The following is a 24,738-nucleotide window of genomic DNA, read 5'->3' as shown; positions in this document are numbered from 1 at the left end:
ATGTACCGACTTAACTCTGAAGAACTCGCCATCGTAGATACCGCCCGCAAAGTAGTCAATGAGGTCATTAGACCGAACGCAGAGACTGTAGACAGTCAAAGCCAGTTCCCAGCCGCAGGACTTCAAGCGCTGGGTGATTCCGGGCTGATGGGCCTGACCATATCGAAGGACTTCGGCGGCATGGGCGCAGGGTTGCGGTGTTCCGCTGCCGTTCTGGACGAGGTTGCCCAGGCGTGTGCCTCCACAGCGATGGTCTATCTGATGCATCTCTGTGGCCTGACTGTCTATAGCGCCAAGCCAGAAGTTGCCGGCGATCATCTCCGCGAAGCCGCCAAAGGAAAACACCTGACGACCCTTGCTTGGAGCGAAGCGGGATCACGCAGCCACTTCTGGGCGCCCGTGAGCAGGTCAACCGAAAGCGAAGGGCAGATAACGTTAAACGCGAAGAAATCGTGGGTCACCTCGGCGGGCCATGCCGACGGCTATGTCGCGACGACCGGCACCTACTCCGGTATCGACCTGGTACTCGTCCTTAAATCCGACGACGGATTCAGCGTTGCTGGGCCGTGGGACGCCTTAGGCATGCGGGGAAATGCCAGCGCTCCCATGACGCTGGAGAACTGCAAAGTCCCCACATCAAGACGATTAAGCGAGCCCGACCAGGCCTTTGGCATGATGATGGGCATTGTCTTGCCACAGTTCCAGCTTGGCAACGCGGCTGTCTCGGTCGGCGTGGCTGAGGGCGCTGTGCAGGCTACGGCGAAGCACCTAACCGGCAATAAGTTCGAGCATCTTGGTTCCAAGCTTGCCGACCTTCCGAACCTTCGGGTCCGGCTTGCTCAAATGAGAATCGAAACCGACAAGGCGCGAGCGCTGCTCGCCTCCTCCATCGATGCTGCTGAATCCGGTGCTCCCACTGCGATGCTTCACATTTTGCAGTCGAAAGCGATGGCAGGGGATGCCGCTATGGACGTGACGGACCTGGCGATGAAGGCATGCGGAGGCGCGGCATTCAGCAAGCAACTAGGCATCGAGCGATCCTTTAGGGATGCACGCGCGATGAGTGTCATGGCCCCCACTTCCGACGTCCTTCACGACTTCATAGGCAAAGCGCTTTGCGGAATGGAGTTGTTCTAATGGCAAAAACTGTTTTGGTCGGCGCAGTCGCCTATGACCCGAAGGTCGTCTCCATCTGGGAGATCATCAAAAAGTACTTTGTTGAGAACGGCTGTGATATCGACTACGTGTTCTACAGCAACTACGAACAGCTTGTCACCGCTCTGCTGAACGACCAGATCGACATCGCATGGAATTCACCGCTGGCGTGGGTCGATGCCCAACACCGTTCCGGTTCACAGTGCCGAGCCATTGCCATGCGCGACACCGATCGCGATCGGGTGACGCATATCGTCGTCAAGGCAGACAGCGGCATCAATGCCCTGCAAGACCTTCGGGGCAAGACCCTGGCAACTGGAGCGAAAGATTCTCCGCAAGCTACGCTCATCCCGATTAGACTCATGCAAGACGCTGGCCTGGAACCGGGCCGCGACTTCTTCGTCAAGAGGTTCGACGTTTTGGTCGGCAAGCATGGGGACCATGTTGGCGGTGAGCGTGACGCCTTGCAATGCTTGATGGACGGCAACGCCGATGCTACGTGTGTGCTGGATTTGAACTGGGGACTCTGGTCGTCGGACGGAACGGCTGACCCAGCAAAGTACAAAATCCTCGCCACGACTCCCCCGTTCGACCACTGCGTCTTTACCGTCCGCGACGGCTTCGATTCATCCACCGAATCGGACTGGTTGAAGGTCCTGCATTCGATGAGCTACGACAATCCAGAGCACAAAGAGATGATGGACATGGAGGGGTTGAAGGAGTGGCAAGAGGGGCGAACCACCGGGTTCTGGCAACTTGAAGACGCTGTAACAAGACAAGGGTTCTTCAAATGAGCCTGCCGCTTTTCCCAGTAACGATGGTCGGCTCTTGGCCTCGACGGTCGGAACTGCTCAAAGCCCAAAAGGCGAAGCGAGCAGGGCGAATAACGTCTTCAGAGTTCAACAAGGTTGCCGATGGCGAGGTAGCTCGCCTCCTCAAGCTCCAAGAAGAGATTGGAGTTGATATCGTCACCGATGGCGAGCAGCGTCGAGATAACTTCTACTCCTTCGTTGCGGAAAAGCTGGAAGGCGTGCAGCTCATGTCCCTCGGCGAGATGCTCGACTATGTGGAGGATAAGGCCGGATTTGAGCGGCTTCTCCAAACGCTCGACGTGCCCTCCTATGCCATCAGTAACCCGACGTGCGTCGGCAAGGTCAAGCAAAGAGAGCCGCTCGCACTGAATGAGCTTCGGTTCGTGAAGGAGCATACGGACAAGCCCGTTAAAATCCCGCTGCCCGGCCCCTATATCCTCACTCGGGCGATGTGGGTGCCCGAAGTTGCCTCGAAATATTACGCCTCCAAAGAGGAGCTCGGTGAAGATGTGGTGGAGATATTGAGCCGTGAGGTGGAGGCGCTTGTAAAGGAGGGTGCCGACTTCATTCAGTTCGACGAGCCGATCCTGACGGAGTTGGTATTCACTCAGGGCCAAACCCGGACGTTTATGTGTGCGGCTTTGGCGTCGCGCAAAGACCCCGCCGAAGAACTGGAGTTTGCCGTTTCTCTCATCAATCGTGTCATCAAGGCAGCTGGAAATGTTCGAACCGGTCTTCATATCTGCCGGGGCAATTGGAGCCAAGACGAATCGACCTTACTTCAGGGCAACTACCGCCCGTTGCTGCCCTCACTTGAGCAGATGAATGTGCCTCAATTCGTACTCGAATACGCAACCCCGAGAGCGGGCGACCTCATCGCCATTCCCGGCAAGGAGTTGGGATACGGCGTCGTTAACCCACGCACCGAAGACGTCGAATCGGTCGAGCAGATCGTCTCCCGCGTCGAAGAAGCGCTGAAGGTCATTCCTAAAGAGAAGCTGTTCTTAAATCCCGATTGCGGCTTTGCCACATTCTCGATGCGCCCAGTCAACGAGGACGAAATTGCTGCGAACAAGATGCGGAACATCGTCGCAGCAGCCCAGAACTTGCGCACTAAGTACGCCTAAATCAATCTCCCAGAACCCCCTCCTCGTTAATGTCGAAGACTTAATGAGGAGGGGGCAGGGGGTGGAGACTGACAGGAGATTACAGTTAGCGTCCAAATGACACGTGTAGATACACGCCAGGATTCCTCCCCCTTGAGGGGGGGAGGTCCGAGAGCGTAGCGAACGGGGTGGGGGTGACGTTGACGGGAGTCGGTAAGCTCGGGATGCGGCAAACGCTGTCTTAGCCCCCAAAATGACGCATCTGGAGGCAGTTTACGATTCCTCCCCCTTGAGGGGGGAGGTCCGAGAGCGTAGCGAACGGGGTGAGGGTGACGTAGACAGGAGCCCGTAAGTTCGGGATGCAGCTCATGCCGTCTTAGCCTCCAAAGGATGCATCTGGAGCCAACCCCTCAGCACACTCCACTCAAACAAAGGAAGGCTCGGAAGCTATGCCAATCCCTTCGTCAACCCACCATCCACCAATAGATTCGTTCCCGTAACGTAACCCGCTTGCATCGAGCACAGAAAGACGATCGCCGCCGCAATCTCATCCGCATCGGCAAGTCGCTTCATCGGTACGGCTGCAGCCTGATTCTGCAGGGCCTGATCAACCGTAATCCCCTCTCGTTCAGCGCGAATCTCGGCGAGGTGTGTTTGGCGGTCCGTAAGCGTGTGCCCAGGCAGTACGCCGTTCACAGTGATGTTGTGCTCCGCGTACTCGGTTGCCTGGACTCGGATCAAGCCCATAATTCCAGCTCGCAGAGTGGAGCTAATGGCAAGGAGCTGGCTAGGCTCCTTGGCGACCAAAGAAGTGATATGGACGATCCGCCCAAAACTGCTCGCTTTCATAGTTGGGACCGCAAGACGGCATAGCCGTACGATGTTCATGATTGTGGAATCGAAACCGAGCTGCCATTGTTCGTCTGTAAGCGAATCGACGAGCCCGGCCGGTGGACCGCCGGTATTGGTGACAAGAATGCTCGCTGGCCCAAGCTCGTCAACAGTGAGGCCAAACCAACGCTCAAGGTCGCTGCTTTGGGTCACGTCGGCTTGACAGATATGAACCTTTGCGCCATTTGAGTCTGTGAGGATTCGGGCTTGGGCAGCCCGGAGGCTGGTTTCATCACGCCCGCAGATCGACACGTGGCACCCCTCTTGCGCCAAGAGTTTCGCTGTCGCCCGCCCGATCCCCTTCGATCCCGCCGCGACCATCGCCACCTTGCCAGCAATTCCCAAGTCCATAAGCAGAAGCGTATCTCAAAAAGGAACTCGGTTACTGGACAAGATGGCTTCTGAAGCAGGTGCCTCCGGGCGAGAAGCCCTGAGGCACCCACCGACTCCACTATTCGAGATCGAAGAGCTCGTCGGTAGTAAAGTCTCCATCTTTGTCGATATCACCCACAAGAAACCGCTTGAACACGGCAGCATCGTTGCCATAACCGAACGTGCCGCTGCGATAGGTGGGTGTGAATGTACTCACATGTCCATCGCACCACAGCACGGCCCCACGAGAACTATGTCGACCCTGGAAGGTGGGAAAGTCCGAAGAAGGGGGCTCCAAATAGGTGTTCCCCTCAACAACCGGCGATGAAAACGACCAGTTGTTAACTCTTGCGCTCGTGGCAAAGGCGACAGTGTCAGACACGCTCCCGACCTGCGACATTAAGACGGGTGACGGAACCTCATCCCATGTCGGCGGAGCGTATGACGAAGGGCTTAGATAGCTGTAGTTATAGGCGTATCCCGTGAATCCGATCACCGTGCGCAGGGTGTCCGCGAACGTCGGGTCGCTTTGGATGCCCTTGTTTTTGGTGTAAGGGAAGAGCAGCCCTTCACTCTCCCGGAGTGTCGTCCCGTCGAAGCTGCCCCACCAGTAGTAGGATTTTGCGCTGTCCCAGGTGCGCACCCTCATGCAGACGTCATCGTAGTCGCCTGCATACATCTGCCAGGCAAGGCCGATCTGCTTGAGGTTAGAGACGGATTGTGTTTTCTTTGCCGCCGACTTGGCTTGAGCAAAGACAGGGAAGAGAATAGCCGCCAGGATCGCGATGATCGCAATGACGACGAGAAGCTCAATGAGGGTAAATGCTTTGTTGTGTTTTTTCACCGATACCTCCTTGTGCAGCCGACTTTGGCAATGGGGGTAACGGCTTGCGAAGCTCGCCAATGTGGCAAAGCCTCGCACGCAATGACCCCAGAGCCAAGCAGGCCGTTGGGGGTCATCGACGAGAGAGGAAGGGGTTGGGCGGTGCACGCCCTCTGCCTTGGCCCTATGCTCGTAGGTGACCGATCAGATTTCGATCGCAAAGAGGGCATTCGGGCTAAACTCATTTTCGATTTTGGATTTACGATTTTGGATTTGGGTTCAAATCGTCAATCTGCAATCGTCAATGGAATCATTTCCGTTGCGGCACAGCGCCGGGATCTCACCGGACTTTCCCCGTTTCAACCACTCCACGACAGAGCGGCCTTCGCGATTGAGAGATTATAGCTAGATCAAGAGGCAGTTTGGCAGCACAACGACGTCTGAAAATTGCCGATTGCCGATTGCCGATTGCCGATTGCCGATTGCCGATTGCCGATTGCCGATTGCCGATTGCCGATTGCCGATTGCCGATTGCCGATTGCCGATTGCTGATCGCTGATTGCTGATTGCTTCTGCTACGGCAACCGCTCCATCCTCGCGGCGACGAAGATGCGGTACCAGTCTTCACGGTCGATCTCAATCTCATCCGCGCGCACCATCTCACGTATTCGGTCCGGGTTTGCTGAGCCGACGATCGGGATGATCCCGCTCGGGTGTTTCATCAGCCATGCCAGCGCGATGACGGCCCAGGTCGTCTCGTGCTTTTCGGCGACCGACATCAGCATCTCCATCAGCTTTTCGGCGTGCTGACGGACTTCGGGCGTGTCGTTGTCTCGCACGAAGAATCCTCCTCCGAGCGGGCTCCAGGAGAGCGGAACGATCTTCTTTTGGAGACACTGGTCCAGCGTTCCGTCGTAGATCGGGTCGAGCCTGCGCAGGTGGACTTCGATCTGGTTCACGACGATCGGGAAGGGGAGTCCGGCCTGGAGGGCCGAGACGCTGGACGGATAGAAATTGGAGACGCCGAACCAGCGCACCTTGCCCTGTTCGTGGAGCCTGACGAACGCCTCGCCGATCTCTTCAGGGTTCATGAGCGCGTCGGGGCGGTGGAGCTGATAGAGGTCGATGGTGTCTACTCTCAGCCGCTTGAGCGACTCTTCGCACGACCACAGGATGTGCTCCTTGCTGAAGTCGTATCTGTGGGGTGAGTCGGGGTGGGGGTCGGCGGGCTGGCGGATGCCGCATTTCGTGGCGATGAGAAGACGGTCGCGCAGTCCGGGCTGGGCTTGCAGGACGTCTCCGAACAGCCGCTCACACTCGCCCCGGCAGTAGATGTCGGCGTGGTCGAAAAGGTTGTATCCGGCGTTGATGGCGGCGTTGATGCAGGCGTAGGCGTGGCTGCGGCGGCCTTCGTCGACGTCGGCGGGGTTCCAGGTTCCGGCAATGCGCATGCATCCGTAGGCAAGGCGGGTGACCTGGAGGTCGGACTGTCCGAGCGTAACGCGCTTCATGATGTGAGTCTATCTCAGTGCGAGATTCAACCAGGGACGGGTGCCGCTCCGTCAATAAAGCGACTTGCACGATGATAAAAACTATAGGATCAGCCGTTTGATGCCCTCTTTGATGAGCGCCGTATTGAAATTGATCAAAAGCCCGACCTTTACGCCGCTCAATCGCAGATAAGTCAGGATCTGCTTGATGTGGACGTCGGCGATGGCTTCTATCGACTTGACTTCGACAATGACCAACCCTTCGACAAGAAGATCGGCTCGATACCCATCACCAAGGTGGACTCCTTCGTGGATGATCGGAATCGCCTTTTGGGATTCAAACCGCAATCCTGCCTTGGAAAGCTCGTATTCCAGCAGCGACTGGTAAGCAGATTCAAGCAACCCTGGCCCGTACTGGGAGTGGATTTTGTAGGCAATGTCCACGATCTTGCCGGTCACCTCGTTGAGTCGGGCCTTGTTCATGAACTGTAGTTTCTCACAGAGCGAGGTATTCGATAACGGTTTCTCGCGGAGGTTGCTCAACATTTCTCACAGAGGCACAGAGGACCACAGAGCACACAGATACCTGCGGGGTGTAGAGGCCGTCGGGACTCCTACTGGAGTAGAGGGGTACTGAGTGGTGACGGCAGATTGCTCACAGAACTACAGAGAACAGAGATACCAATTGAAAGCACTGAGGACATGGGGCTGCATGGGCATTGAACGAACGGCCTGTGTAAGTCTATTCAGCGCCCGAAGTACACTTCACCCATTAACAGGAAGCCTCTCTTCCTCAGGTTCCTCGGTTTCAACTCAGCTGATGAGGGCCACAATGCCCCTCCGTGCACTCTGTGGTTCTCTGTGCCTCTGTGAGAAATCTCCGCAAGTCCTTCATTAGCCTCGGACTCCGCGAGAAACTCCCTATTTCCGCAAGCTCATGAGAACTTCCAGGTTCACCTGGTGCATGGCTTCCGCTTCCGGAGTTTCCAGCAGGATCGGCACGTTCTCAAACCTCGGATCATTCACTATCAGCTCAAACGCCTTCGGCCCTATGAACCCCTTCCCGATCGCTTCATGCCGATCCACCTTGCTGCCGAGCGGCTTTTTGGTGTCGTTGCAGTGGATCACCTTAAGGCGGTCCATTCCGACCAGCCGGTCGAATTCGTCGAAGGTCTTGGCGTAGCCCTCTTCGGTGGAGATGTCGTAGCCCGCGACGAAGATATGGCAGGTGTCCAGGCAGACGCACAGCCGGGGATGCCCCTTCATGGCTTCCAGCAGCCAGGCCAGATGTTCAAACTTGTAGTCCAGCGCGCTGCCCTGCCCGGCAGTGGTCTCCATGAGGATGGTCACGTCGTCGGGTGTTTCGTCCAGCACGATCTTTGCTGATTCGGCGACGATGCGCAGGCCCTCCTCTTCGCCCTGACCCATGTGCGAGCCCATGTGCGAAACCGCATAAGGAATACCGTACTGATGGCAGCGGTTCAGCTCAGCCTTGAGCCCGTTAATGCTCTTTTCTTTATTCTCATCGGTCGGGGCGCAGAGGTTGACAAGGTAGCTGTCGTGGCTCACGACGAAGTTGATTCCGGTCTCGGCTTTGGCGGCCTTGAAGTCCTCGACCATCTTGTCGGTGATCTCTTTGGCCTTCCACTGCTGCGGGCTGGAGGTGAAGACTTGGATGGCGGTGCAGCCGATCTCTTTGCCGCGACGAACGGCCATCCCGAGTCCGCCCGAAGTGGGCATGTGCGCGCCAAGAAGCTTTGCTGGCATGGGGATAGTTTAGACGCTCAGAGGCAAATCCTGAGACTCAACCGCCGCTCCATGCCCAATAAAGCCTAACATCCTCCGGCTTCGTCCAATCCACCAACACCGCACTTGTGCCAGATAAGCCCGATATTCGTCCCCAAACGTGGCCTCAAGGTGTGCTTCTTCAAGCCGCCGCACCAGAACCTCCCACCAGACTCCGCCGATGAACGCATAGAGCATGATCAGCGGCGAACCCCAAGCAAGCCCGACCATGATGCCTTGCAGAGTGCCCCCCATCGCCATTGGGTTGCGAATGAAGCGGTAGGGCCCCGACAGGACAAGCTTGCGAGTGCATTCGGAAGGGAGTGGTGTGCCATCCCCGGTATCCGCCATCATTTTTCCAGCCCACAACCCTATCGATCCTCCTAACGTGAACAGAACTGCGGCAACAGCAAATCGCCAGTTATCCGTGATCCAGTGCCGATCCCATCCCAAGGCTCGCTCGCTTAATGCGATGCCCGCCGGGATCAAAAGCAAGAAGATCGTCCACATCCAGAAGGTCTGCTTCAAAGCCCTCGTCCAATACTCCTTCGGAGTCCGCTGTTCTCGGTAAGCAAACTGGAAAGCGCCCCACAAGATGTTGCTCCCCTGAATCCGAATCGCAAACGCCAAGGCAGGGCCGGTAGAAAGGGTCATGGCCACGACACCCCAGTACGCCCGCGAATCAATCACTGCAAGGCCAAGGCTGATCACCCACGCATAGCCTTGCGCCCCGAAATGCACCCAAGCCAAGGCTGGCGCGATGCAGTGGGATCGGACAATCGCCCACACCATAACGGTGGACATAACAAGGGCCGAGAGAATATCCGGCGAAAACAACACCCACAGCCAGCGGTCGGCAAAGTCAGCCCCCAAGAACGGCGTTCGACTCTGTGGATTGGCAAGGAGGAGCCCCCACCACAAGATCGTCGCCAAAGAAGTCGCCGCATAGAAAACGATCGCTTCGATCTTTTCCCGGCGACTGAGCGGGGCCATGCTCTCAGTCTTACCTGAATGGCTCTCAACCACATGGCCTGCCAGGGGAGAACCACGATTTTTCTTATTCAAAGTGACAGTAACTGATTGATAATAAAGTTCGTGAGAACACTCTTGTTGATTGGTGTGATGAGTGCGTTGGCTCTCGGGCAAAAAGCTCCAATGGATACGTCAATCGGTGCCAAGTCGGCAGACGATTATCATCAGTCTGTCTTTGACCCAAAGCAAAAGCTCTATCTCTTTTCCGGCGCCGACTGAGACGGTTCCCACAGGCGCTTGGTCTTAAGCGCCGATTTGCGTTCGATCTTGCAAAACGAAGGCATCATCCACGATGAACTCGCTGATGATGAAATTCCTCAGCGCATTGAGGAGGAGAAGCGCAACTTCCAATCAGGCTCGATCAAGCCCAGAACGAACCTTGGCATCCACCTCGGCATGTCTCAGCAAGAGGTCAAACAGATTCTCGGCAAGCCGCAAAAGGCGTTCTGGAGCAAACGGTTTCTTGCTAAGGAGCTTGTCTACACGCGGCAGACACCGCTCAACGCCGATGGGATGGGCGTCAAGTACTCGAACTACTATCTCTTCCGAGACGACAAACTCTACTACATCGAGCTCTCGGTGGACGCTATCGGCGGTGGGTGATAGGCTGATCGTGATGCTCGCAGGTCTGCGAGCGAAAACCTATCTTCTTGTATCGTAGGTATTCGCGTGTGTTAGGATAGAGGCATGCTGACGACACTAACGCTGGCCGCCCTCATCGGTCAGGCTCAAGCCACCGAGCCGAACGCCCAGAACTACCGATCATTGATCGCCACAATCCAGCCCGACGCCAAAGAGGAGGCGTACAAAGACATCGGCTGGCGAAACCAGTTCTGGCCCGCCGTGCAGGAGGCGAAGAGGCTCGGACGCCCCCTCCTGTTCTGGACCATGAACGGACATCCTCTCGGCTGTACGTGAAATAACGGCGTCCGCGGACGCCAACTGGTCTGGTCAGACCCCGAAATCAAGAAGCTCAGCAAGGAGTTCGTCACCGTCGCCGACGAGGTTTACATGCTCTATCCCGAAGATCCAGGCAACCTCAACCGGGTCAAGGACAACCCAGAGCACGTTTTCTTCAAGAAATATGGCGAGAGCATGCCTCCGGGGGCGTGGAATCATCCCGGCACCAAGCAGGGCATCTACATGATCGGCCCGAACGCCGAATACCTGGAAGGCCGCTTTGCCGCGTCGGGCGATGCGGGCGACATTCGCGCACGTCTGAGCCGCGCCCTGCAAAGGTGGGAGACGCTTCGCAAAGAAAAGAACTACGCCAACAGTCCGGTCCCGACTGTTAAGTCAGCCCTTCCGCCCGGGATCAGAGGCGAACTTATTCTGCGCGTGAATGTACGTGACCTGCCGCGCGGCGCGGGCGATAGGAGCGGGGCCCGGTTCGATGAAGTGACGGGCAATCGAGAGTTCTTCCCCGACTATGTGAAGTGGGCGTGGAACGAGAACTGGATCGGCCTTCCGTCTGCTTCGACGTTTGTCCCTTCCGGGACGGCGTCTGAAGCGGTTTCATCCGACGCAGTGAGCCGGATCGCCCAGGAAGTCTTGGTCGACAACGTGCGCGGACAGGTCCCAACCTGGCAAGCGAGCGAAGTGAAGCAGGCGACGATCACGATGCGCCGACTGAGCCAATCAGGGAGCCTGATGCAGATCGAATACTCGGGTTCGGTGCAGCTCGGGACGGCCCGCCGGGGCTACGACGCCAAGATGTATGGACGCGGGGAATGGGACACGGCGAAGAAGTCGTTTAACAGTCTGGAGCTTGTGTTTACTGGGATGCGGCGTGGCGCGGCCCAGTTCAACCGCAGGGAAAACGATCCTGGCCCCGCACCGATGGGAATAACTTTGGTCTTGCACAGGCCTTGACTGTGAATGCCAGGATAGTGCTGCCGAACGAAACGCTCTGCGGCATCGTTGTCTCCGTCCAAGATTCTGCGAATCAGTCTGCGGTCGCTCAATATCTGCTTCCTCGGAGTTCCAGAGCCCAGAAAGATGTAATCGGTTCATGCAATTGGTGGGTTACATTTTTTGGAATGACGATGGTGGGAAGTTCGCCGAAATCGAACTTGGATTGCGACGTTCTCATCTATAGTTGAAAGAATTGTACGACGCTTAGAGGGACAGAATGATTGGAGTTATTGCAGCGCTCGCTGTCAACCTACTTGGGGCAGCCCCATCCTTTACTGGAAGAGCATTCACCGACACCTTCTCACCTCGCGACAAATTCGCGCTAACGCTGAACACCGTCGCAGTAGCACGAGAAGCCACTCAAGAATGTGTTTGGTACGAAGGGGCTCAAAAGGTTCGGGTGAGTTTCAAGGGGATTGGGGGCGTTCAGGGCCTGGAATCCCTGATGTGGGCAGAGGACTCCCGCATGTGCATTGCTGTCATACAGCAGGTTTCGGCGAATGACACTCGAATGATTTACGCTTTGGTGCCGAGAAAAGGCGAAATACAAATCAGCCCAAGTCCAAGCTCCTTTCTGCCGTCAAAGGCGACCCTCTATGCCCCGCCCATTCCCGATCAAACGAAGACCGACCCCAACCACGTGCAAACTTGGGATGGGGCGCAATGGTTGAGCATGAAATATCCCACCGGCTTCGTACCACTGAATGGGGTGTGGGATCCGATTACCATCATTGGCAGGCGCAACTCAAAGGGCGAGACTGTGGGCTCAATCTCCCACGAGCGGTCCCTTGGGGACGGACAGGTAAGCCTCACAACGTCGGCGATTTTCTGGAATGCAAAGGGCGAGGCGAAGTTCTTGCCGTATCCAAAGGGCTACATTAGCGGCGAGGCAGAGTGGATCGACGAGGGCGGACGGATTGCCGGAGCCGTCTCAAAAGAGCATATGTATCTGTTTCGCGCGATGAGCGAATCCTATTACCGCGTTGCAGAGCCTGCCGAACCGACAGTTTGGACCGCAGGCAAACCGCAAATCTTTCCGTTCGCAAGGACGTCGGGGAACGGAAAGGTGGATTCGCGTGGAGCCTACGCCATGACGTTCGGTCCGAAGGATTGGGTACTTGGCCGTCAGCAAGAATTCCGTACATTCAACGGACACGACAAACTCCAAGACTATGCTTTGCTGTGGACAGACGGCAGAGCCTACGACCTGAATACACTCTGGCCTGGCACCCGAACGTACATCTTAAGCCACATCATCGGGGTCAATGAGAAAGGACAGATTCTTTGCGCGACAGATGACAAGCAGAAGTATAAGCCTGGGCCTTTGGTTTTGCTGACGCCCAAACTCTAAGCGCCCGCTGAAAGCTTCAGTGGGCTAAGTGGCTTTTCGGGTACACAGTCCCCAATGGGCCAATACCTTGCCTGCTTCAAGGCGTATGACGTTCGTGGCATCGTTCCCGACGAGCTCAACCCCGAGCTTGCCTACGCCATCGGACGCGCTTATGCCGACTCCACCGGCGCAAAAACCGTTTGCATCGGCTACGATATCCGGCTCTCTGGGCCCGACCTCTACAAAGCGCTGGCCAAGGGGTTGAACGAAGCGGGCGTGGACGTCGTGCATCTGGGCATGGTCGGCACGGAGATGGTCTACTTTGCCACCGCGTTCTACGGCTACGACGGCGGCATCATGATCACCGCCAGCCACAACCCGCCCCAATACAACGGCCTCAAAATGGTACGGCAAGAGAGCCGTCCGATTAGCTCCGACTCCGGTCTGAACGACATCGAAAAGCGCGCCTTCGACAAGAATTGGGAGAGGACAGGCTCGGGAAAAATCGTCGAGCAGGGCGTCTATCGGGACTTCGTCGCTCACCTTTTGGGCTTGATCGACGTGAACAAACTCAAGCCGCTCAAGCTCTTGCTCGACCCGGGCAACGGCTCGGCGGGCGTGGCTCTGGAAGCGCTCCTGCCGCACTTGCCGCTCAAAGTGGAAAAGCTGCGCTGGGAGCCCGATGGCCACTTCCCCCACGGCGTCCCCAACCCTATCCTTGAAGAGTCGCGGGCGATGGCGGTGGAGCGGATGCAGGCCGAGAAGTTCGACTTTGGGGTGGCGTGGGACGGCGACTACGACCGCTGTTTCTTCCTTGACGAAAACGGTGCGTTCATCGAGGGCTATTACATCGTTGGCGTGCTTACGCAAGCCTTGCTCAGTGTCGATCCCGACCAGACGATCATCTACGATCCACGCCTCACTTGGAACACGCTGGACATCATCAAGCAGTACGGCGGGCGGGGAGTTGTATGCAAATCGGGGCATGCTTTCATCAAGGAAAAGATGCGCGCCGAAGACGCCACCTACGGCGGCGAAATGAGCGCCCACCACTATTTCAAGAGTCACTGGTATTGCGACAGCGGCATGATCCCGCTGCTGCTGATCGCCCAGCTTGTGTCCTCGACCGGGAAGTCGCTTGGTGAGCTGGTCGGGGCGATGATCGCGGCGTATCCTTGCAGCGGAGAGGTGAACACGAAGGTCGACGACGTGCAGTCAACGCTTGCCAAAGTCGAGGCCCATTACGGCCCGCTTGGTGGCACGGTGGATAAGCTTGACGGGCTGTCGGTGGAGTTTCCGCTGTGGCGGTTCAACCTGAGGGGATCGAATACGGAACCGCTGCTCCGGCTGAATGTGGAGACCCGGGGCGACCACGATCTAATGGTCCGGCGAACGCAGGAGATTTTGAATCTGATCGGTGCATAGCCCTCTTGGGAGTGCGCGAATTTATTCGCGCTTTGAATAGCGGCGATTTATCGCCGCCAGTCCAAGAGTGGTCAGTTCTATTGATCGAGGTGTAAGTTTGTTTCGGGGCTGGAGGGACATTGTCCTCAATGTCCAAGGGTCCAAGAATGGTCACTGAGGACAGTGGCCCTCCAATGCGAGCCCACCTCTGGTCAACGCCACACAAAGCAAGGTACCGACCGTGATTTCGAAAGTGGAGGAGCAGAGAGTCGCAACCTCTACGACTCTGTTGCGTAAGACTGACAACGGTGCGACGCCCTCAACTCACGCAGAACTGCCCACTTTGCGGGTCTACAAACCTGCGAAAAGTTCGCTGGCGCGACCACTCGCTAATGACTCACGCGAACCTGATCGACATCTTCATTCACTGGGTCTTCTTTGCGCTTGTCATTCTGAAATACAGAACCTCACGCCACTGCAACGCATGCCATCAAACTTTTAGCACCATCGAATGGCTAAGGTGGCTTTAAAAGGACTCTAACATGCCTCAACCCTCCCCTTAGGGTTGAGGCTAAAAGCAATCAAAATAGCCTTAACCCGAAGGGCTGAGGCATCGTGTCAGGGGGACTGCTTGAGCTTGTGGATTCACCCCCTGCTCGCCTACTCACTTCTTATCAAAATACGTCCGGAAGGTGTAATCGAACTTCGATTGCTCTTGGTGGCAAGACATACAAAGCTCAATCTTCCCCTGACTCGTGAGCTTGGCCATCTTTGGATCGACGGTCGCAAACTCCCAGTCGCCACACTCGGGGTTATAGCCTTTCTCACGCTTTCGCATGACCGTAAAGAGCTCGATCTCCCCTTCCTTGCCGATGCGTTTTTCCTTCACGATGATCGAACCAACCGGGAATGCGGCCCCACTGATGCGTGTGCCGGGCGGCATCTCTAACGTGTTGAACATCGCCTTTTCCCCAATCGAGTTCACAAAGACCTTGATGAACTTTTGGTAATGAGGATCTTGTTCGGCCTTCTTTAGCTCCTCGGGAGTGGGCATTCGGCAGAGAAGATCGATGGCTCGAGCCATCACTTTTGGCTCCTTGTTTGCCACTGTCCACTGCTGATACTCTCGGACAGCAGCCAACAACTCAGGCTCTTTTTGGGCTGATGTCGTGCTCTTGCCTCGTTCCGGCCAACCCCAGCCTGCAATCGTGACAGCAACTATTGCCAGCGCTGCCGGAATCAATGTTTGTGTTTGAATTTTCATCGCAACACTCTCCAATACTCCCACATAGAATTAGGTGTGGTTGGCAAGCGTTTTTGTTCATCGTGGGTGAGAATCAGCCCCCGCCACATCCTCCTCCACAACCCCCACCGCAGCCTCCACCTCCGCAACCGGAGCTTCCGCATCCCGACGCTCCACCGCATCCCGAGTGCCCGCTGTCACTAGAGCTTGAGGAGCAGCCCGAGCCTCCACATCCCGCGTGTCCCGACCGGTTGGGGTCGTTTCGACGGCCCGCCGCGCTCGATTGGAAGACCAAGTTGATGAGCATAACGATGAAGAGGATCACCAAGAATCCTCCCACGAGCAGGAACGCCCCCAAAGGACCACTGAGGGCGTTGCACCCCGCCAGCAAGATCATCCCGCCAACCGAAGCCAGCCCAACACGAACCCCGCGCTTGACTCTGGCTTTCGGGATCACCCAATTATCCCGCACGTTCACACGCTGATAGAAAGGGGCATCTCCAAACCGAATTCTGGCTTCCGGCCAGATGTCGGCGGACGGCTCGCCGAAGAATCCGCGATAGCTCTCAAGGGTCTTTGCGTACCAGTCGTGAAACTTCTCGCCTTCGGCTTTGCCACCCTTGGTCGGTCCGTGGAGCAGCGGCCTCGGCAAGACCTCCTTGCAGAGCCGGTTCCAGTAGGAGTCGGAGTAGGTGAGGTGTAGGTGCCACACCTGGTCCACCTCGTCGGACGGTGTGATCGGGTGTCCGGCCTCCGCCGATAGAAAGAGGAATTTTCTGTATTCGTCGATGGCACGCTGGGTGTAATCCCGGCTCCAGCCGTTCTCTCGGGCGAGCCGTTGGGCGAAAGAGAATTGGACGGGACCTCCGTCGATGTCGAAGGTCTGGATGGATTGATAAAGCTGTGTTTGCTTTTCCGTCATTTTGTCCTCCGCTAGCTGATACAGAGTTCGGGCAGGGTGGGTTGTAGCTGAATGTTAAGACGTGATTAAGATTGTTAAGAAGCATGGAAGGGCAATGCTTCGTTCGTGGCTTTTGAGGAGAGTTTTGGGAGTGCGTGAATTCATTCGCGCTTTGGAGTGCAGCGACTCTCGGCCTTCGTATTCATCGCTCCTACTTCCTCGTTTATCGTTTACAGGGGTAGCATCGACCCATGGAAAAGGTTCGGATCGGATTCATCGGTTGCGGGGGCATCGCCCGATGGCATTTTGACCTCCTGAGCAAAGTGGAAGGCGCAGAGGTGGTCGCCCTCACCGACCCGAACGACGACATGATCCAGCGCGCCAAGCGGGATTTCCCTCACCTAGCCAACGCCCGCGTCTATTGCGATTACGAGCATATGCTCGCCGAGGGCGGGCTCGATGCCACCCATATCAACACGCCTCACACGCAGCACGTCGATCAGATTCTCGATAGCTTCAGCGCCGGACTCCATGTCTTCACCGAGAAGCCGTTTGTCACCAGCGTCGAAGATTGCCACCGGTGCATTCAGGCGCGCGAAACGAGCGGCAAAGTTGGCGGGATCGCCTATCAGCGGCACACGCAACCCGAATTCATCCGCATCAAACGGGAGATCGACAGCGGTCAATACGGCGAAGTGACGATGGTTTCCGCCCTGCTGAGCCAAGAGTGGAAGCGATTCACAACCGGCACTTGGAGGCAAGACCCGGCTCTTTCTGGCGGAGGGATGATGTTGGATTCGGGCAGCCACATGGTGGACATTTTGCTTTGGTGCACGGGCCTGAAAGCCGAGTCGGTGAATGCCTTTATCGACAATCGAGGCACGCCCGTTGACATCGATTCCGCCATCAGCGTCAAATTCACAAACGGCGCGATGGGCACGATCACCATCAATGGCGACGCGCCAAACTGGCACGAAGACATCACCATTTTCTGCGAGCGTGGGGCCTTCTTTGTGCGCGACGGCAAGTTGACTATTCGAGAAAACGACAGCAGCAAACTGACCTGCGAAAACCTTCCCCGGCAGACGGACCAAGACCGGAACTTTGTCGATACGGTGCTCGGGAAGGACACGATTGCCGCCGCATTTGAGTCAGGCCTGAGGGTGATGGAGCTTAGCGAAGCAGCGTACAAGTCATCTGAGCAGGGCGGCGCACCAGTGAAGGTCGGAAGTTAGTCGGGAGGGTAACGGTAAATCGTCGCACTCCAAAACGGCAACGACAGAGCGTTGCCCTCCCACTCTGTGCCTTTGTGGTTCTTTGTGTCTCTGTGAGAACTGCGTTTCTTTGTTTCACGCAGAGCTCGCAAAAAGCGCAGAGATTGGGTTAAGGCCTCTGCGAACTCTGCGTGACTTGGCCTTTTATTCACGCAAAGTCGCAATGCCTGCGCATCAGTTGTGGTGCAGGCATCCTTGCCTGCGCTGTGCGGTGTTGCACGGGTCCGCCCTCCCACTCTGTGCCTCTGTGGTCCTCTGTGTCTCTGTGAGAACTGCGTTTCTTTGTTTCACGCAGAGCTCGCAAAAAGCGCAGAGATGGGGTTGAGTCCTCTGCGAACTCTGCGGACTCGGCACCTCTGCGTGACGTGGCTTTTCTATCTCGCTAACTCGCAAAGCCTGCGCATCAGTTGTGGTGCAGGAATCCTTGCATGCGCGGTGTTGTACGGCAACGACGAAGCGTTGCCCTCCCACTCTGTGCCTTTGTGATTCTTTGTGTCTCTGTGAGAAATAAGTTTCTTTGTTTCACGCAGAGCGTTGCCCTCCCGTGTCCCTTCCCAATTCATCCTTCATCGTTCCTCACTCATCGTTATCTACGTTCCCCTTGCAATATGCAAGATCATAAAGCTATAGGCTGCTTGGGCGAACAGATAAACCCACAGCTGCAACGACAGTGGCATGGCATAGCTGCACAGCCCCACCGGCCCCCAATACGCCCAAATCACCAAGATCAACGGCAAAACCCGGTCGCGGAAAAAGACAAAACTCAGCCGACTCAGCGTCTTTCGCATCTTATAGCCATCGAGCCTCCACTGCTGCAAAGTGATGCTGATTGGCGCAGAGATAAGCGCGCTGAAAATGAGCATATCCACCGCAACCTTGATGACCACGGTGAGCGGGTCCTGCTTATCGCCAAAGAGGATCGCGAGCACATAAAACAGATTCACCACCATCGCGCCGATGAAAGCAAAGAACAGGAAGTTAAAAAGGTGATCGGCAGGCTTGGTCGGCTTGTAATTGCCTCGGTCGGCGAGGAACTTGGCAAGTTCGGGCACAACCGTTCCCGCAAACCCTGACATTGCGGCGGCAAAGAGGGTTCCGCCACGGTCCCGAAGTTGAGATAAGGACCGGCTGAATTCGCGAACTTCGGGGAAGGCGTAGTAGGCAACAACGACAATGATGAGCAGAAACTGGATGAGCAGGATCGGCTTGAAGTGGGCGATGACAGCACGGCGACCGGGTTCGATCGCCTGTCTGAGCGACCAAGGCTGAGTTGCAGAGCTATCGGCCATTGGGGGTTAAGTTCCCGCCCCTTGAGGGGGAGGGAACTGTGAACGTAGTGAACAGAGGGAGGGGTGACAACAAAGCTCAGGCATAAGTTAGCCTCCGACCATGCCAGCCACGACCTTCTGTGCCTCGGCCATCGCCTCCAGAAGCTTCCCAGGGTCGCGGCCTCCAGCAGTCGCAAAGTCCGGCCGGCCGCCTCCGCCCCCGCCAACAATTGCCGCCAAAGCCTTCACCAAGTTGCCCGCGTGAGCGCCCTTCGCCTTCGCCTCTTCGCCAACTTTGCACACAAAAGTGACCTTGCCCTCTGCGCTCAATCCCACCAGCGCGACCCGGTTCGGGTGCCCGTCAATCAGCTTATCCACGATCAAGTTGGCGTCCTTCACGTCGCCATCAGTGAGCGTTTGGCTGGCAAGCTCGACCTCGCCCAGCATCACCGTTTGGCCTTGGCTTGCGTCTGCGGATTGCGTTCGCATTCGCTCCGAGCGTTTGCGCTCTTCGCGGAGTTGGTCGATGCTCTTCTGCACTGCGTTGATCAGATCATGCGGGTTGCTCTTGAGCAGCGTCGCCGCCTCGCGCAGGATAAATTCTTGATGCTTGGCCCAGTCGTAAGCGCCTTCGCCGGTGACGGCTTCAATCCGCCGTACGCCACTTGCTGCGCTTGCTTCGTGCAGTATCTTAAACATGCCGACCTCGGCGGTATTGCGAACGTGGATGCCACCGCAAAGTTCAATACTGTAGCCGGGGACCTCGACCACGCGCACATGGTCGCCGTACTTCTCGCCAAAGAGCGCCATCGCGCCCATCGACCGGGCGATGTCGATTGGCACATCGTTGTGGATGACCACCTCGCTTGCCAGCAAGGCCTTCTCGTTGACCATGCGCTCGACGGTCGAAAGCTCGTCCGGCGTTAGGGCCTTGCCGTGCGTAAAGTCAAACCGCAAACGGTCCGGCCCGACATAGGATCCCGCCTGGGTGACATGCTTTCCGAGAACCTCCCTCAACGCGGCATGGAGCAAATGCGTCGCCGTATGATTGCGAATGATAGCGCGGCGTCGGCTTTCGTCCACCCGTGCCTGTGCGTCCAGCCCAAAAAGCAGCTTCTGCACGCTCGCGTTGATTTCGTCCATGTCCGCGCCAAGGTCGTCCTCGAAATTCACTGGCTCGGTCAGATGAACCCACACGCCATCCTGTTTCGTTACGTCTATGACACGGAATTGATATTTCCCGGCGTCGATGGTGCCTTCATCACTGACTTGTCCACCGGATTCGGCATAGAACGGAGTTTGGTCAAGGGCGATGGCGATCAACATGCTCCCCTCCCCATGCGACGAAGGAGTAGGGGGAGGGGATTGAGGGGTGGGGGTTTCTTCTGAGCCCCCTCCTTCCCTCGACGAAGTCGTGGTGGGGAGGGGGTTGGGGGTGGGGTTATCTGCCCCCTGACCTGCATCACCCTCTCCCGACGCAACAGGGTCCCCTCCCCCTTGACGGGGGAGGGGTTCGGGGTGGGGGTGGTCCCCGGCCTCGCCGCCAGCCCCCTCAACAACCGCAATCGCCCCCACGATCTTCGCCCGCACCGCAGTCTCCTCATACCCCCGAAACACTGTGGGTGTTGCATTGCCGTCGTCGGTCTGAATCAGCACTTGGAATGTGATCTCTACCCCGCCATAAACGGAGTCCATTCCCGACGCCCCGCGCGACCGCTCTTGAGCCTCTTTCAACGCCCGCTCATAGCCTTCGATGTCAACGGAAACGCCCGCTTCTTCGCAAAGCTCTTGAGTGACTTCAAGGGGGAAGCCGTAGGTGTCGTAGAGCTGGAAAGCTGACTCGCCGCGTAGTATTGGAACAGGAGGGGCCATTGCCTCTAACCGCTGGTCAAGGTGACGTTCCTCAAAATATGTCTTGAAGTCTTGAACTGTACTCAACCTACGAACGTAGCTTGTCTCCTTTTCGAGAGACATGTGATCGATCTCAACTTCTTCGCTTCCCGTGGCAATTAAGTAGGTAGCAGGGGAAATCTCAAACTCCTGTGAGCGAGCAACCTCTCGCAGATGTTCAATGAAAACTTCTAACCCCAGATTTAGACTTCGCCTAAACAGCGCCTCCTCACTCTTCAGCGTCTCCACAATCACATCTCGCCGCTCGGTGAGCTGACCGTAGTGATCCCCCATCGCCTCCACAACGCCCTCATAAACCAAGTGAAAGAACGGCTGCTCAAACCCCAACGCCCGCTGACCCTTCAACACCGCCCGACGGATTAGCCGCCGCAGCACATATCCGCGACCCGTGTTGCCGGGGAGAATGCCGTCGGCGATACAGAAACATGCGGTGCGGATGTGGTCACAAATGATCCGGGTAGCGCGGTCTTTGTCCGGGTCGGTGCCGTACCGATAGCCCCCTCCTTGCCCCAGCGAAGCCGTGGTGGGGAAGGGGTTGGGGGTGGGGTAGGAATTCCCCTCCCCATGCGACGAAGGAGTAGGGGGAGGGGATTGAGGGGTGGGGGTTGAGTCCCCTCCCCCTTGAGGGGGGAGGCTGTGAGCGGAGCGAACAGGGTGGGGGTGACGATCATCGCCTGGCTGCAGACTTGCATCACCCTCTCCCGACGCAGCAAGGTCCCCTCCCCCTTGACGGGGGAGGGGTTCGGGGTGGGGGTGGCCCCCCGCTTCACCGCTGCCCCCAATCTCCTCAATCTTCCGAATAATCGGCGCAAAAACGTCCGTGTCGTAAACCGATTTCAACCCGGCAAGCACGGTCGCCGTCCTTTCAAGCCCCATCCCGGTATCCACCGACTTAAACGGCAAGTTCGGCATTCCCGACTTCTCAAAACCGTCTGAAGGCCGCTCCGGATTGCGCAGTTGCCCCTGCCATTCAAACTGGATGAAGACGTCGTTCCAGATCTCCAGCCAGTTCTTCACCTCGTCGTCGTGAAGCCACTGCTCGCGTGAATAATCGCCTGCCGATATGCCGGGAACGGGGACATCGGTAGACGTCCAGTAGAACATCTCCGAGTTCGGACCACACGGTCCGGGAGGCCCTTTGCTGAACGCTCCGGCTGGCCAATAGTTGGTCTCTTCGCCAAGCCGAAAGACGCGCGTTTCCGGGTCGATGCCAACGCTGCTCACATGCTTTGCCCAGCAATCGTAAGCCTCGTCATCCTCTTCAAAAACCGTAAAGCTTAGCCGCTTGGGGTCCAGTCCCAACCACTGCGGCGAAGTCAAAAACTCCCAAGAGTAGGCGATCGCTTCTTCCTTGAAATAGTCGCCAAAGCTGAAGTTGCCCAGCATCTCAAAGAAGGTGAGGTGAGAGAGATTTCCGACCTCTTCAATGTCGCCCGTCCTGACGCATTTTTGGACGTTCGTCAGTCGGCGGCTGGGGGGCTCGGCGACGCCCCGAAAGAACGGCTTGAACTGCACCATGCCCGCGCCGTTGAAGAGCAGCGACTCGTCCAAACGCCCCGTCACGTCGAACGGAATGAGCGAGCCAGAAGGGTACAAAGTGTGGCCCTTCGACTGAAAAAATTCCAGATATTTCCTGCGCAGCTCGGAAGCGGTCATGAGCGCTCATTAGGGTACCCGGCAGGCTGGGTTTGAACTTAGGTTGTGCCTACTTCTATCTCCCCGATCTCCAGCACCCAATAGCCCGTATCCCACCACTTGCCGAACTTATAGCCAACGTTCGGAAACGTCCCGATGTACTTCATCCCGAACGCTTCGTGCAGCCGCACGCTCGCCTCGTTCGGCAGCGTGATCCCCGCGATCACACAGTGAAACGTCCCCGCCTCCCGCAGTGCCCTAAAAAGCTCTTCATAAAGCTGCCGCCCGATCCCCTTCCCCTGATACTCCGCATCCACATAAACTCCGACCGCCACAGCCGGAGCGTAAGCCTCCCGCGCCTTCCAAGGCCCGCCCCGCGCAAACCCCACCACCCGGCCGTCCTCCTCCGCCACAAACCACGGATACCGCCCTTGCCCCACATGATAAGCGTCCAGCGTATCCGATGCGGTAATCGGGGTAATGCCGAAGTGCGCGGGAGAATGGAGGATCGAGTAGTTCTCGATGGCGGTCACAGCCCCGGCGTCACGGTCTTCGAATGGACGGATCATGGTTGAATAATGCACGATTGGGGCGTTGGGGCGTTGGGGCGTTGGGGCGTTGGGGCGTTGGGGCGTTGGGGCGTTCAGGCATTCGGGCGTTGGGCGTGAGGTCTGGGGCAATAGGGTTATAGGTCCTACACGTCGTATCCGTCTTATAAGTCCTCTCCGCAATCCCCGGGCCTAACGCCCCAGGTCCCACGCTCTAGGGCCCAACCTCCGGCTAACATGATGGACAGCATGATTAAGCTATAACCCCCGGGATGAGCCGATCTCCTTCCCGGCTCGACAATCGCAGGCCAAGCCTTAACGCCGTAACTGAATCGGAGGCGTTGAGAGATAGGCAAGCCCGACCCTCTTTCCCGGAGGCCCCATGTTTCGATCCCGCGCATTATCCATACGCCCATTTCGTTTACTGCTGATCGGCCAGCTTGTGTCGTTTTTTGGCGACACGATGTACTATGTCCTGTTCCTCTTCATGGTCAAGAAGATGACGGGCTCGAACACAATGGTCGGCCTTATCGGTGCGGCCGAGTCGTTGCCGTTTCTGATTTTCAGCGCCTATGCAGGTGTGGTTGCCGACAAGTTCGACCGGCGAAAAATCATGCTCATTGCGGACCTCGCGCCGTTTGCAATTCTCGCCATGTTCGCGGTGGTCATCGCAACCATGGGCACTCCGCCCATTTGGCTGCTGTTTGTCGTTGCGCCATGTTTGTCTATCGCCACTGCATTTATGCTCCCGGCCCGAAGCGCAGCGATGCCGCGATTGGTGCCCAAAGAGCATTTGCTGGAGGCGAACGCGATCTTTGCGATGTTCCGAAACATCGTGCCGATGGCGAGCCTGGCTTTGTCAGCGACGGTTCTAAGCGCACTGTGGGGTGTGTCGCAAAAGTGGTTCTTCCTCACTGCGGTGACGGTAAACGGCCTGACGTTCTTGATCTCCACGCTCTACACAAGGCAGTTGCCGACGATCGTGCCTGAAGGCGCCGCCGTCAAGCATCCGCTCGCCGAATTCGTAGAGGGCATCCGCTACCTCAAGAGTCGCAGCGAACTCATGATGCTGCTGTATTTGAGTGTGCTCACAAGCCTCATTTTCGCGCCGTTTATGGTCACCTACGTGGCTGCAAACGACGAATGGTTTGGCGGCAAACCGGGGACTCTTGCCTTCTGCGAGCTGTCCTACTTTGCCGGGATGGTTCTTGGCAGCGCACTGGTGAGCAGGCTGAAACTGGTAAGGGTAGGGATGTCGTTTATCTGGGGCATCGCCGCAATTGGTGTGACGATTGCCGCAATGGCTTTCTCGAAGAACATATACATGTTTGCGTTCTGGAATCTTGCGGCAGGCATCATCATGCCGGTCTTCCAAATTCCCATCAACACCTATTCGCAGCTGACAGTCCCCGACAACTTCCGGGGCCGTGTCAACAGTTGCTTTAGCATGTTGGGGATGGGTGTCATGCCCGTGGGACAGATTCTCGGCGGCGCGATCATCCAAGCGATAGGCCTTGCCGTCACATTCTTGATCATGGGGTTATCGTCTGTTGCCACCGGTCTGTTGGGCTATACATCCAAGCCGTTCAGGACCACGGTTTTGCCCGAAACCGAGTCTATAGGGACGGATCCTGAGTCTGAGAAGTTGGCGTCAACGCCGCTTGAACCAAGTACCGCAGAAGCCTCCTAACACTTTCGCGATACTCCGCAGGATTACCGGGTTTTCCACACCCTGGTAATCCTGCGAGCCGGTATTCCTTCACAAATAGGAAAAACAGAAACGGAAGCCAAGTCAGGATGACCTTGGGGCGAACCGATGGAGGGTGGCCCAGGCAACCACGAAC

22 protein-coding genes and 1 riboswitch are annotated in these 24,738 nt (G+C 57.0%); of the genes, 11 read left to right on the top strand and 11 right to left on the bottom strand.

The features are described from left to right. Genes KF784_04420 through KF784_04410 form a run of 3 tightly spaced genes read left to right on the top strand, consistent with a single transcriptional unit; the run spans position 1 to position 3,094 of the window. Positions 1-1,137, top strand: a complete 1,137-nt coding sequence (locus KF784_04420) for an acyl-CoA/acyl-ACP dehydrogenase (GenBank protein ID MBX3118287.1) — start codon at positions 1-3, stop codon at positions 1,135-1,137. Next, positions 1,137-1,949, top strand: coding sequence for a PhnD/SsuA/transferrin family substrate-binding protein (locus KF784_04415; protein MBX3118286.1), 813 nt, complete (start codon positions 1,137-1,139; stop codon positions 1,947-1,949). The genes KF784_04420 and KF784_04415 overlap by 1 nt, the downstream gene beginning before the upstream one ends. After that, entirely contained in the window at positions 1,946-3,094 is a 1,149-nt protein-coding gene (locus tag KF784_04410; GenBank protein MBX3118285.1) for a cobalamin-independent methionine synthase II family protein, read from the top strand. Before KF784_04415 ends, KF784_04410 begins: the two co-directional genes overlap by 4 nt. A gap of 426 nt (positions 3,095-3,520) precedes the next feature. Here KF784_04410 and KF784_04405 read toward each other — a convergent pair whose 3' ends face one another. From KF784_04405 to KF784_04380, 6 genes are all read right to left on the bottom strand, one after another. Beyond that, complete coding sequence (locus tag KF784_04405) at positions 3,521-4,315, bottom strand: SDR family oxidoreductase (protein MBX3118284.1); 795 nt, start codon at positions 4,313-4,315, stop codon at positions 3,521-3,523. A gap of 100 nt (positions 4,316-4,415) precedes the next feature. Then, complete coding sequence (locus tag KF784_04400) at positions 4,416-5,180, bottom strand: prepilin-type N-terminal cleavage/methylation domain-containing protein (protein MBX3118283.1); 765 nt, start codon at positions 5,178-5,180, stop codon at positions 4,416-4,418. Between the two features lie 182 nt (positions 5,181-5,362). Continuing rightward, positions 5,363-5,562: riboswitch (cobalamin riboswitch) on the bottom strand. A gap of 172 nt (positions 5,563-5,734) precedes the next feature. Then, positions 5,735-6,670, bottom strand: coding sequence for an aldo/keto reductase (locus KF784_04395; protein ID MBX3118282.1), 936 nt, complete (start codon positions 6,668-6,670; stop codon positions 5,735-5,737). A gap of 81 nt (positions 6,671-6,751) precedes the next feature. Next, positions 6,752-7,132: a GxxExxY protein gene (locus KF784_04390; GenBank protein MBX3118281.1), complete on the bottom strand. Its 381-nt coding sequence runs from the start codon at positions 7,130-7,132 to the stop codon at positions 6,752-6,754. Positions 7,133-7,570: 438 nt separating this feature from the next. Beyond that, positions 7,571-8,416: a deoxyribonuclease IV gene (locus KF784_04385; GenBank protein ID MBX3118280.1), complete on the bottom strand. Its 846-nt coding sequence runs from the start codon at positions 8,414-8,416 to the stop codon at positions 7,571-7,573. A gap of 9 nt (positions 8,417-8,425) precedes the next feature. Next, on the bottom strand, positions 8,426-9,427 hold the full coding sequence (locus tag KF784_04380; GenBank protein MBX3118279.1) for an isoprenylcysteine carboxylmethyltransferase family protein: 1,002 nt from the start codon (positions 9,425-9,427) through the stop codon (positions 8,426-8,428). Positions 9,428-9,529: 102 nt separating this feature from the next. On the opposite strand from KF784_04380, the gene KF784_04375 reads away from it, so the two are divergent. The 6 genes from KF784_04375 (at position 9,530) to KF784_04350 (ending at position 14,135) form a co-directional block, all read left to right on the top strand. After that, the gene (locus tag KF784_04375; GenBank protein MBX3118278.1) at positions 9,530-9,685 is read left to right on the top strand and encodes a hypothetical protein; all 156 of its coding nucleotides are present in this window, start codon (positions 9,530-9,532) and stop codon (positions 9,683-9,685) included. Positions 9,686-9,721: 36 nt separating this feature from the next. Continuing rightward, positions 9,722-10,069 (top strand): hypothetical protein, encoded by a 348-nt coding sequence (locus KF784_04370; GenBank protein MBX3118277.1) that lies wholly within the window; start codon positions 9,722-9,724, stop codon positions 10,067-10,069. A gap of 84 nt (positions 10,070-10,153) precedes the next feature. Then, positions 10,154-10,384, top strand: a complete 231-nt coding sequence (locus KF784_04365; protein ID MBX3118276.1) for a hypothetical protein — start codon at positions 10,154-10,156, stop codon at positions 10,382-10,384. Between the two features lie 93 nt (positions 10,385-10,477). Then, a complete protein-coding gene (locus KF784_04360) occupies positions 10,478-11,338 on the top strand; it encodes a hypothetical protein (protein MBX3118275.1) in 861 nt (286 codons plus the stop codon). Positions 11,339-11,597: 259 nt separating this feature from the next. Further along, positions 11,598-12,731 (top strand): hypothetical protein, encoded by a 1,134-nt coding sequence (locus KF784_04355; GenBank protein MBX3118274.1) that lies wholly within the window; start codon positions 11,598-11,600, stop codon positions 12,729-12,731. 54 nt (positions 12,732-12,785) lie between these two features. Further along, positions 12,786-14,135: a phosphomannomutase CpsG gene (locus tag KF784_04350; GenBank protein ID MBX3118273.1), complete on the top strand. Its 1,350-nt coding sequence runs from the start codon at positions 12,786-12,788 to the stop codon at positions 14,133-14,135. A gap of 643 nt (positions 14,136-14,778) precedes the next feature. On the opposite strand, the gene KF784_04345 is transcribed toward KF784_04350, so the two are convergent. Both KF784_04345 and KF784_04340 read right to left on the bottom strand, forming a co-directional pair. Further along, positions 14,779-15,378 carry a cytochrome P460 family protein gene (locus KF784_04345; GenBank protein MBX3118272.1) on the bottom strand — a complete coding sequence of 200 codons (600 nt, stop codon included), beginning with the start codon at positions 15,376-15,378 and terminating at the stop codon, positions 14,779-14,781. 73 nt (positions 15,379-15,451) lie between these two features. Further along, complete coding sequence (locus tag KF784_04340; GenBank protein ID MBX3118271.1) at positions 15,452-16,279, bottom strand: hypothetical protein; 828 nt, start codon at positions 16,277-16,279, stop codon at positions 15,452-15,454. Positions 16,280-16,509: 230 nt separating this feature from the next. Between KF784_04340 and KF784_04335 the strand changes: the two genes are divergently transcribed. Then, a complete protein-coding gene (locus KF784_04335; protein MBX3118270.1) occupies positions 16,510-17,493 on the top strand; it encodes a Gfo/Idh/MocA family oxidoreductase in 984 nt (327 codons plus the stop codon). Positions 17,494-18,122: 629 nt separating this feature from the next. Here the strand turns inward: KF784_04335 and KF784_04330 are convergent. From KF784_04330 to KF784_04320, 3 genes are all read right to left on the bottom strand, one after another. Further along, the gene (locus KF784_04330; GenBank protein MBX3118269.1) at positions 18,123-18,821 is read right to left on the bottom strand and encodes a hypothetical protein; all 699 of its coding nucleotides are present in this window, start codon (positions 18,819-18,821) and stop codon (positions 18,123-18,125) included. An 87-nt stretch (positions 18,822-18,908) separates the two neighbouring features. Continuing rightward, positions 18,909-22,367: an alanine--tRNA ligase gene (locus KF784_04325; GenBank protein MBX3118268.1), complete on the bottom strand. Its 3,459-nt coding sequence runs from the start codon at positions 22,365-22,367 to the stop codon at positions 18,909-18,911. Between the two features lie 38 nt (positions 22,368-22,405). Beyond that, entirely contained in the window at positions 22,406-22,915 is a 510-nt protein-coding gene (locus KF784_04320; protein ID MBX3118267.1) for an N-acetyltransferase, read from the bottom strand. 361 nt (positions 22,916-23,276) lie between these two features. Here KF784_04320 and KF784_04315 point away from each other — a divergent pair, with 361 nt between their 5' ends. Then, a complete protein-coding gene (locus tag KF784_04315) occupies positions 23,277-24,584 on the top strand; it encodes an MFS transporter (GenBank protein ID MBX3118266.1) in 1,308 nt (435 codons plus the stop codon). Positions 24,585-24,738 lie beyond the last annotated feature (154 nt).

Source organism: Fimbriimonadaceae bacterium, assembly GCA_019638775.1.
Taxonomy (GTDB): Bacteria; Armatimonadota; Fimbriimonadia; order Fimbriimonadales; family Fimbriimonadaceae; genus JAHBTD01.
This window is presented reverse-complemented; position numbering and strand designations above follow the sequence as displayed.